Source organism: Pseudomonas sp. R62 (assembly GCF_000257605.1).
GTDB classification, from domain to species: Bacteria; Pseudomonadota; Gammaproteobacteria; order Pseudomonadales; family Pseudomonadaceae; genus Aquipseudomonas; species Aquipseudomonas atacamensis.
Genome location: NZ_AHZM01000927.1, coordinates 1 through 769, shown reverse-complemented (window position 1 = coordinate 769; position 769 = coordinate 1). Strand labels below are relative to the sequence as shown.

Sequence of the window (769 nt, the reverse complement as noted above, 5' to 3'; positions counted from 1 at the left end):
CCTTCATTCAATATCGCTGCGCATTCTTCGCGATTGCGCGCCGTCCACACTTGGCAGCCCCAGCGGCTCAACAGGCTGTTCATGCCGATCAGGATGCTGTCTTCGTTATCGATGCACAGTACCTGCGCGCCGCTGAGCAGCTTTCCGTTCAGTTCCACCGTGGCGCTGACTGGAGGCGTTTGCGTGCGGGCGATCGGCACTGTCACGCTGAACACACTGCCGCGCCCCGGCCAGGAACGAACGCGCAAGGTATGCCCGAGCACGCGGCACAAGCCGTCGGCGATCGCCAGACCCAGGCCCAGACCTTTTTCGGCGCGGGTCTGGTGGCTGTCGAGGCGTTTGAATTCTTCGAAAATCACTTGCTGCTTGTCTTCCGGAATGCCCGGGCCGCGATCCCATACTTCCAGGCACAGCTCGCCACCGCGCCGACGCACGCCCAGCAGCACCGGGCCTTTGGCATAGCGGAACGCGTTGGTGAGGAAGTTTTGCAGAATCCGCCGCAGCAGTTTGATGTCGCTGTCGATGCGCAATTGACTGCCACGCACCCGGAACGTGAGCTTTTGCTCTTGAGCCAGCGCCTTGAATTCTGCGCCGAGGGTGTCGAACAGTTCATTGACGGCGAAGGCTTTGCGATCCGGGTTGATCTTGCCGTTTTCCAGGCGCGAGATGTCCAGCAGATCGCTGATCAGGTCTTCCGCCGAACGCAGCGAGCTGTCGAGGTGTTGCACCAGCTGCTGCGCCTCTGCGCTCAAGCCTTCGTTCTGGTGGG

At 61.4% G+C, this 769-nt stretch carries 1 protein-coding gene; it reads right to left on the bottom strand.

Annotated features, from left to right (window positions below):
• The coding region (locus OQK_RS01165; RefSeq protein WP_038860295.1) for an ATP-binding response regulator at positions 1–769 on the bottom strand (769 nt) is incomplete at both ends.